Genomic DNA, 10,190 nt, shown 5'->3' with positions numbered 1-10,190 from the left:
CCATGTTAAAAGTCAAATTTTGAGCATAAAAAAAGGACAGATTGTAAAAACCTGTCCTTACCCTTAAATCAGCTAACTAAATCCAATTTTTATGAAAAATCCTTAATGCAAATATGGGGTTTTTGTTCGAATGATAACAAATTATTGCAGTTAAGATTTGTTAAATAATAAAATGAAATTGTATTTAGCTTATGACTAACAATTAAATAGTTCATGGCTTCTGAAATTCGCATTATCTGCTTATGTAATGTTTTCATTAAAATATATTGGCTATTTTTGCTTAAACCCTAATCGGATTGTAAGCTTTCGGGCTTGTTGATAGTAATTTTAAAGGTTGATTTCATGTTCAGAAGATCAAGTGTTATTCTTTTTATTGTTTTTGTTCAGATTTGTTTCGTAAGTATTAGTGCACAATTGCAACAGTATACTTCTAAGGATATCACAACCAACGAAGGTTTAACCGACAACAATATTCATTGTATTTTGCAAGATTCGTATGGGTTTATGTGGTTTGGTTCAGAAGAAGGTTTACACCGTTACGACGGTTATTCATTTGAAATCTTTCGGCACGAGCCGAATAATCCCAACTCCATAGCATCTAATATTGTTAGAGCCTTGTTTGAAGATAGTTATGGGAGACTGTGGATAGGAACAGACGGCGGGGGTATCAGTATTTTTGACTTAGAGTCAGAGGTGTTTTTACCGATTAATGGCAACAACAACTACAAATTAACTTCGGATGAGGTGTTTTGTTTTGCTGGTTCGGATGACGACCATCTATGGGTTGGAACCAAGAGTGGGCTTAACCGATTGACATTGACTGCCGATAATCAATCGCCCATTGAAAACATAACACATTATACTCATGATGTAACTGATTCGACAAGTCTTATATATCCACACATCTATTCTTTGTTAGAAGACAGGAACGGAACCTTATGGATTGGAACTACCGAGGGTGGTTTAGGTCGATTAGATGCTGGTGCAAGCCAATTTAAAAATTATTATATCAGTGAGCAGGAAGGTTCGATTAGTAGCCGTGCCATTATGACTATTTGCGAAGACAAAGAGGGACAGCTTTGGATGGGCACCTGGGCACATGGCTTAAACCTTTACGACAGGGATAACGATTCATTTATCAACTATTTACATAACCCAGCTGATTCAACCTCAATAAGCCACGATAATGTATATGCATTGTGTGAGGATGCAGATGGTAATTTGTGGGCTGGCACATATGATGGAGGTGTAAATCAGTTAGAGAGAGGAAATTCACCAACAAGTCATAAGTTTAAGCACTTTAAGGTTAGAGAAAGTGACATTAAAAGTTTATTTAAAAATAAGGTTAAAGTGATCTACCCTGATAATCAGGGTAACCTATGGGTTGGAACCTTGGGTGGAGGCGTTATTCAGCTGTCTAAAAAACGTGACAATTTTCTGCATTTAACCAATAATATTGACCGGTATAAAAATTCATCGGTAGACCGTATTAATGAAATCATTAAGGATGGAGATGACGCTATTCTTATTGCCAGTCATGATGGGCTTTTTCGAATGATACGCGAAAGCAATGGAGATGTAGAATATGAAGCATTGCTGGCCGATTCGACAAGGACACCTAATGTTTATAAGCAAACCATTACCAGCATTTTCAGAGAAGATAATGGTGCCATTTGGCTGGGTACTGAAGGTCAGGGATTAATGCGGGTAGTACTGGATAATGGCCGCTTGAAATCGTTTAGGCAATATACCATGTATAAACCAGCACCTAATAAGATCAGTGGTGATGTTATCCGGCATATATTTAAACGAGGTAAGCATTTGTGGGTATTTACCAATAATGGGGTTAATATTCTCGATAATAAAAACCAACGCTTTATTTCAGCAAAGAGTGATGGTTCACTATTGTTTCCAATTGATGAGGTGTTTACAACACATTATATCGATGATAAAGAGCGTCTTTGGGTAGGGACAGAATTCGAAGGCTTGTATTGCTTTTCAATAGATGGAGAGTTGAGTGGAGGTAAAGTATTGGCTCATTATTTTGAGGACTCGCAGCCCATTGCCTTAGCCGACAGGCAGGTGCTGACTATTGAAGATGCCGGTGAAGGAAAGATATGGGTTGGAACCGCTAAAGGCCTTCATTTGATTGATCCCGATAAAGGAACCAACAAGGTGTTTAAAGAAAAAGATGGGTTACCATCATCGGCGGTGAGCCAGATTTATAAAACTGAGAGTAATATTATGTGGTTGGGAACTCTACAGGGTTTAGCTCGGTTTAATATTGAATCGAGGGTGATAACACCCTATTTTATGCCTGGAGGTTTCCTTGGCAACTACTTTTCGCCAGGTGCTGTTGCTAAATTTGACGATGGATTAATCACGATGCCAACCCACGATGGTTTGGTCGCTTTTTATCCCGATAGTGTGCAACGGAACCCTTATGATGCTCAACCTATTTTACGACAAATTAGTTTGTCGGGTAAAGAAATTCGCCCCAATGTTGAAGTTAATAATCGGATTATTATTGATAAAGCCATTGCACTCACTAAAGAAATTAAGTTGCGCCACAATGAAAGTGTGATTCAATTGGAGTTTGCATCCCTGGCATTTAATGAGCAGGATAAGTGTAATTATCAATACAAACTCGAGGGTTTAGAGAAAGAGTGGAACCTGACTAATTCTAATCATCGCTCAGTGATATACTCCAATCTTTCGCCCAATACCTATACTTTCAGGCTTAAAGCCTCTAACAGTGATGGAGAGTGGAGTACTGAAGAAGCTACCTTAAAAATCATCATCAAGCCGCCTTTTTATAAAACCTGGTATGCCTATGTAAGCTATTTTATATTGCTTGTGGCTGGTTTTATTCTTGTACAGCGGATTATAGTGGTGCGTGTTAAAGAGCGCGAACGATTAAAACGCGAAACCATGGCACGCGAAAAAGAAGCTTTGTTACATCAGATGAAAATACGCTTCTTCACTAATATTTCACACGAATTCAGAACACCTCTGACGCTTATTGCCGGTCCTTTACAAGAAATGTTGGAGCGCGATAGCACAATATCATCGGCTACTAAAAGCCAGCTTAAGATGATGAAGAGCAATACCGACCGATTGTTACGCTTGATCAATCAACTGATGGATTTTAGAAAAGTGTCGCAGGGTAATATGCATTTGAGTATTCGCGAGCGTAATATCAATAGTTTTATTAGGCGAATTGCTGAATCGTTTCAGGGTATTGCCGATCAGAAACGCATTGATTTTGATTGTCACATCGATTCGCGACCTCTGATGGTGTGGTTTGACTCAGAGAAGTTGGAAACCATTATTTTTAACTTGTTGAGCAACGCCTTTAAATACACACCGACTGGGGGGCATATTAAAATTGAATTGATCATAAGTAAAGATAAACAGTTACAATTACTAGTGTCTGATACCGGCTCGGGAGTGCCGGATGAGGATAAAGAGAAGATCTTTGAACGTTTTTATCAGTCTGAACACAACCAGTCGATTGGTGGTGCCGGAACTGGTGTTGGACTGTCGCTCGTAAAAGAATTGGTGGTGATGCATAAAGGGAGTATTTCCATAAAGGATAATGAGCCGTCAGGAGCTGTTTTTGTGATTGATTTATGTGTCAGTAAGGAGAATTTTAGTAAAGATGAAATCATTGAAGAGCAGGTAACTGAAGTGGAAGTTCAAAACGATGATGTAAGCACTAGAATATCGGAGCCTATTTTAACTGAAAGTGGTGATAAGCCGAAAGTACTAGTGGTTGAAGACCAAGTTGATTTGAGGGCTCACTTATGTAATATATTAGAGGTACACTACCGGGTTGACGAAGCATCTAACGGTGTTGAAGGGCTTGAAAAAGCATCTTCGTCATTGCCAGATATTATTATTACCGATGTCATGATGCCGGAGATGGATGGATTTACCTTCTGTGATAAATTACGCAAGAATGTTATAACCAGCCATATTCCAATTGTTATGCTAACGGCGCTGGATAATGTGGATTCGAAGCGTGAAGGGCTTGAAATGGGAGCTGATGCCTACGTGGTTAAGCCTTTTGATAAGCAATTGTTGGTTACGCAAATACAAAACCTGTTGTCGAACCGTCAGTTACTTAAATCACGTTTTAAAGAGCAATGGGATTTTGTGGAGGAGATAGCTACCACATCAACCGACCAGCAGTTTGTTAACCGAGCCATTCAAACAGTTGAAGATAACATGTCGGATGCGACTTTTAATGTCTCGGAGCTGGTGAAGAAAATGAATGTGAGTCGTACTTTGCTGCATATGAAATTGCGCGAACTAACCGGGCAAAGCACCAGTGAGTTTATTCGCACCATCCGTTTAAAGCAGGCGGCCAAATTGCTAAAGCAAGGTGAATTAAATGTGTCGGAAGTGACTTACCAGGTAGGATTTAACGACCCTAAGTATTTTTCGAAGAGTTTTAAAAGCCTCTTTGGTGTGACACCAACCTTGTTTCAAAAAGGCGATGCCTCTGGCGGTGAACTGACGAAGTAGATTCAAGCGAATGAATGCACGGACCTTAAGGTTTCAAAAACCTTAAGGTCATATTATATCAACTACTATACACTTCCTTCTCGTAATACCTGCAAAACGCCTTCAAGCCACATCGTCCACATTTAGGCTTGCGGGCAATGCAAACATAGCGTCCATGCAAAATGAGCCAATGATGGGCAATAGGTAATAACTCCTCAGGGAAGTATTTAACCAACTGCTTCTCGGTGTCGAGTGGTGTTTTTGAATTGGTGGTTAAACCAATGCGGGCTGCCACTCTGAATACATGTGTATCAACGGCCATGGCCGGCTTTTCGTACACTACCGATGCGATTACATTGGCTGTTTTACGACCGACTCCGGGTAGTTTTTGTAATTCCTTAATGTCGTCGGGCACAATGCCTTTAAAATCCTCAATCAGCATTTGTGCCATACCCACCAAATGCTTGCTTTTATTGTTGGGATAGCTGCACGAACGAATCAATTCAAATATTTCATCAGGCGTTGCCAATGCCATGTCTTCCGGTTTGGGGTAGCGCTCAAAAATAGCAGGTGTTAACAAGTTAACGCGCTTATCGGTACACTGCGCCGATAGAATAACCGCCACCAATAATTCATATGGATTAGTATAATGAAGCTCGGTTTCGGCTACCGGCATATGTTCCTGGAAGTAATCTATAACTTTTTGAAAACGTTCTTTTTTAAGCATGTTCAATTGTTTTTGCAAGACAATAAAGTTAAAGTTTTCTCTGCATTCCCCAAGGGGCGCAAACATATCCCCATGGGGCAATACAACATCCCCTGGGGTCAAATAATTATCCCCTTGGGGCACATTGTTCTCTCTTAGGGGCAAATGGATATCCCTCAAGGGCACATTATTATCCCCTTGGGGCAAGCAGTTTTCTCCTAAGGGAAATTTATTAGCCCCTTGTAACGAAAACTTATTCCTGACTGTAAATCAATCTTCCCATTGAGGAAGCCTGCCTGTTGCAGTTGGATGAAAGCTGATTGTGAAAAATTCCTGAAACCGGAAACCCAGAACAGAAAACCGAAAACATATTCTAAAGGTTCATCAGTTTTAAACCAAAATAAATGGTTCGCGGACGGGCCGGTCCATAGATATATCCACTGTCACGGTTTTTACCTTTGTCAAAATCATCCTGGTAAGCATTAAATACATTTTGAGCGCCGCCAAAGAATTCAATACCCACACCCACATAACGCCAGTCAAGTGCATAGCTCAACTTGATATTGGTTTCCATAAAGGAGTCTGATTTGTACAACTCATCGTTGATGGGATTGCCTGTTCCATCATCTTCACCAGCACCAAAGTGAGGCACTAGCATAGAACCGGTGTAAACACCCGATAAAGCTGCTTTAATACCCCATACTGGATTGTAGGTTAATGTATAATAGCCATACTGCTCAGGAGTGCGCAGGTAGTCTTTGGTACCTTCAATGTCGCTCGACCATTCAACCACTTCATCATATTGGCTCGATTGTATGGTGTAACCCGCTTCCAGTTGCCATAATTTGTTGTAGTTGGCGCGCCCTTCAAGCGTTATACCTTTTACGGTTGAGTTACTACCGTTACGTTTTTCTAATATGACATTGCCATTCGGGTCAACTCCACTTTCTTCTAGAATAAAAGCATCGTAAAGCGTGGTATAGAAGCCCTCGATCGTGATGCCCCAGATGTATTTTTCGGTTGGTTTATCGTAATTGATTGATGCACTCCAACTTTGCGAGCGTTCTTCTTCGAGGTCATCGGCCAGTTGAATGCGCTGGATGCCACCACCGGCGAATGCAATGTGCATGTCGGAGTCAAAGGCTTGTGGCGCTCTGAAACCGGTAGACCAGCTACCACGCAACTGCATACCATTTTGCTTATACAACAACGAAACACGAGGGCTAAAAATCAGGTTATCCACCATGTTGTGCTTATCGGTTCTAACACCTGTTAACAGGTTCCATTTTTTAGCAATTTCCCAGTCGCTCTGTACATAGGCACCAAAATTACGGGTGGTTTGATCCAATAAATAATCATACGCTTTAATTTCGTCTACCACCATGTCGTAGTTGTATTCGGCGCCAAAGGTCAGGTTGTTTTTGCCGCCGAAAAAGTCAGGTAACATGTGATTTATTTGTGCACCTCCCATATAGGTTTCATTCTCCGTAATGCCATAGGGCGGTTCTTCTAAATGAGTTTGGTATTCGGGTGTTTCTTTGTCCGGAATAATGCCGGTATAATGGTCACGGTCGGTTTTTTGTCCCGCCACATAAATATCTAATGAAGACTGGTTATCGTTAAACGAAAAGCTATAATCCAAACCTCCCATCAGCACATTGTGTGTCCGCTCTTCGGTTTGTTCGGCCAGGTAGGCTGGCAGATCCTCACGATCGCCACCTCGACGGTATTCATATATACTCGAGAAACTAGCCTCAAGTTTATGGTTTGGTGCTGGTAATAGAAAAGATGTAAACCCGAAAGAGTTATTCTTTAGTTTTGGTAATTCACTAAACCCATCACCATTATGGTCGTATGATTCGCGGTTGCGATTAGTGGCAAAAAGGGTTAACCCGGCGTTTTTTCTATCAGATAAAATACCGGCGTTGGCCAATACCTGACTATCGGTGGCATCGCCATTAATAACCGATTGCGTTGTTGAGGCTGAGAATGTACTGGCATCCGGCACCTTGGTAATCACATTCACAGTTCCACCAACAGCACCGGCACCATATAAGGCCGAACCACCGCCGCGCACTACTTCAATGCGTTCAATCATATTGGTTGGTATCTGTTCCAGTCCATATAAACCGGTTAAAGGACTAAATACCGGCCGACTGTTAATCAATATTTGTGAATAGGCGCCACCTAAGCCATTCATGCGCAATTGGGTGTAGTTACACGTCTGGCAGTCGGTTTCCATACGCAAGCCAGGCTGAAAGGCTAATCCTTCAGAAAGTGTGCCTGCTTGCAGCATTTCCAGCTTTTTGCCTTCCATCACATTGACCACAACCGCCGATTCCGTTTTGCGCTTAAAAGTTTTTGTACCGGTTATCACAATATCATCCAGCGACATCACTTGTTCTTCCATCACAAAATTGATTTCCTGTGATTCGCCTTTAACGATGACTACTTTTTTCTCCACCGGTTTATAACCCATCAGGCTCGCCACCAGGGTGTGTTCACCTTCTGGTAGATTGGTCAGCATATAATGGCCTGATAAATCAGTCATTGTGCCATGTTGTGTGTCTTTTAGATAGACGCTTACAAAAGGTAAATGCTCGCCTTCGGCTTGCACGTCACCAAATATGTTAGCATCCGATTTTTGAGCGTATGTAATTGAGGTTGATAGAATGGTTAAGACTAAGAGGTTTAGAATGTACTTCATTATTTTTAGTATTCTATGTTTACGTTTTGAGTTTATCCATTTACAACGTTGAAATGGATTAATGGTTTAGCGGCATGCTAGTTTATAAGTTAATTTGTTGAAGAGTTGAATGGGCAAATAGTTTCAAGTTTTTTGTTTCAGGTTTGCTGTTTCTTAGTTCCTCAATTTCTCAGTTTTTCAATTTGACAATTCATCAGCTAATGAGTCAGTAGTCAGTAGTCAGTAGTCAGTAGTTGGGTTTTCAGTTCAGCAAATAACACATCAACAAATCAACAGTTTATCGATTCGACAGTTCCTCAGTTTGACAGTTTTTCAATTCGACAATTCATCAGCTAATGAATCAGTAGTCAGAAGTTGGTTTTTCAGTTTCCCAAATTAACACATCAACAGTTTATTGCTTCTTCAGTTCGACGATTTCCCAGTTCCTCAGTTCGACGATTTACCAATTCGAAATTTAAAGAAACAACAACAAGCTCACTGCCATAACCGCCATGCCGGCAAATAGCCCATAAATAGACAGGTGATGTTCGCCATATTCGCGAGCAGAAGGAAGTAGTTCGTCGAGGCTGATAAACACCATGATGCCAGCAACTCCGGCAAAGATAATTCCGAATGTCAACGGGGTCATAAATGGCATTAGAATGAGGTAACCAATGAGTGCACCAATAGGCTCTGATAAACCCGATAAGAAACTTAAGCGAAAGGCTTTACGACGGCTGCCGGTGGCATAATAGATGGGCACCGAAACGGCGATGCCTTCTGGAATGTTGTGAATGGCAATGGCAACAGCAATGGCGATACCAAGGTTTGGGTCTTGCAAAGCGGCTGTAAACGTGGCCAATCCTTCGGGGAAGTTGTGGATGCCAATGGCCAGGGCCGTGAATAAACCCATACGCATCAGTTTTTTATCTTTGGCTTTGGGTTGTTTTCCCATTTCCTCAATAGAGTGCAGTTCGTGCGGGTTTTCGGCTGAAGGAATAAATTTATCGATTAAGGCGATAAACAATACACCGCCAAAAAAGGCTAATACCGTGTACCAGGTGCCGGGTGCTTCGCCATACACATCAACCAAAGTATCTTTGGCCTTCATAAAAATCTCAACAAACGACACATAAATCATAACGCCTGCAGAAAAACCTAATGACAAAGCCAGGAAGCGTGTATTTGTGCGTTTGGCAAAAAAGGCCATGGCACTACCAATTCCTGTGCTTAATCCGGCAAAAAGGGTTAAGCCAAAAGCGAAAAGTATATTGTTGAATTCCATAACAGTCGTTTCTATTGTAGATAAATCCACTATTGATTTTAAATGCGAAGGTAATAGTATTTTATAAAACGATGTAAAAGCCGGATGAATGAACTTGAATTTCACATTAAAATATTCGAAATCAAATCATATTCACTATAATTTTTCCTACATTGCATTTTTAAATTTTTAACCTAATTGATATGAAGAAGTTTGTACCATATGTAAATATGGAAACCGTTAAAGATAAGGACGGTAAGATTGAACGCTTTGAGGTGAGAACCGTGACTTACCTACCTAAAGACAGCAAAATTACCACCAGTGGCGAAGGCGCTTTAGCCGACAATGTATTGTACCGCCCATTGACCATTAGCTACAATGGTACATCTGCCGAGTTCGATTATTTTGGCGCTGACTTTACCATCCAACGCAAAGATGTTGGTTTATTAGAGCGTGGAGTGAATGTAAAAGTGAAGAGTGCTGTTGTTGAAGCAAGAGCTATGGCAATGGATAGTGGTGAGTTGAAGGATGGAGATGAAGGTAGTTCAACAGGAGTAGTGATTGAATATGAGGATGAAGATTTACCATAGAGTTAAAGATGATTGTAAATCTTTGCATATCAGCTGCTGGTATCATAATGCGAAATAAGATTATGATTTTATTTATTGTATTGAGTGTTTTTGCAACTAACTTAAGAGCAAACACTCAGTATGATAAATGGAGTAATAATATTAACAGAATATTAGTAGATAATTCAAATAAATATGATGAACTTTTAGATAGTATTATTTCAAATTCAAAGGTTGATATTGAAAAAGCGGTTGCCTTAACTTTCAAGTCTAAAAAATTAATACGAAAAAAAAAATACGAGCAAGTAGAATTATTATTAGACGAAGCCCTTGTTTTGTTTAGTAATCTTAATGAATTCAAAGGAATTGGAAATGTCTACTACTATAAAGGAGTTATATCTAAAACAAAGGAGGATATAAATAGTGTTAATGTCAACTACAATAATGCTGTTGAGA

Annotated in this window: 6 protein-coding genes; 3 read left to right on the top strand and 3 right to left on the bottom strand. The window is 40.3% G+C overall.

Going from position 1 to position 10,190, the window contains the following annotated elements; all coding sequences use genetic code 11:
* Window positions 1-342 precede the first annotated feature (342 nt).
* Entirely contained in the window at window positions 343-4,530 is a 4,188-nt protein-coding gene (locus J1N10_RS20195; RefSeq protein WP_262328543.1) for a hybrid sensor histidine kinase/response regulator transcription factor, read from the top strand.
* A gap of 58 nt (window positions 4,531-4,588) precedes the next feature.
* Here the strand turns inward: J1N10_RS20195 and nth are convergent, their stop codons facing one another.
* From nth to zupT, 3 genes are all read right to left on the bottom strand, one after another.
* On the bottom strand, window positions 4,589-5,236 hold the full coding sequence (gene nth / locus J1N10_RS20190; RefSeq protein ID WP_262328542.1) for an endonuclease III: 648 nt from the start codon (window positions 5,234-5,236) through the stop codon (window positions 4,589-4,591).
* A gap of 352 nt (window positions 5,237-5,588) precedes the next feature.
* On the bottom strand, window positions 5,589-7,922 hold the full coding sequence (locus J1N10_RS20185) for a TonB-dependent receptor (protein WP_262328541.1): 2,334 nt from the start codon (window positions 7,920-7,922) through the stop codon (window positions 5,589-5,591).
* A 454-nt stretch (window positions 7,923-8,376) separates the two neighbouring features.
* Complete coding sequence (gene zupT, locus J1N10_RS20180) at window positions 8,377-9,291, bottom strand: zinc transporter ZupT (RefSeq protein WP_262328540.1); 915 nt, start codon at window positions 9,289-9,291, stop codon at window positions 8,377-8,379.
* A gap of 77 nt (window positions 9,292-9,368) precedes the next feature.
* On the opposite strand from zupT, the gene J1N10_RS20175 reads away from it, so the two are divergent.
* Together J1N10_RS20175 and J1N10_RS20170 are read left to right on the top strand one after the other, a co-directional pair.
* Entirely contained in the window at window positions 9,369-9,755 is a 387-nt protein-coding gene (locus tag J1N10_RS20175) for a hypothetical protein (protein ID WP_262328539.1), read from the top strand.
* An 8-nt stretch (window positions 9,756-9,763) separates the two neighbouring features.
* On the top strand, window positions 9,764-10,190 hold a 427-nt coding region (locus J1N10_RS20170), incomplete at its 3' end, for a hypothetical protein (protein ID WP_262328538.1).

The organism is Carboxylicivirga litoralis, assembly GCF_025499605.1.
GTDB lineage: Bacteria > Bacteroidota > Bacteroidia > Bacteroidales > Marinilabiliaceae > Carboxylicivirga > Carboxylicivirga litoralis.
This window is presented reverse-complemented; position numbering and strand designations above follow the sequence as displayed.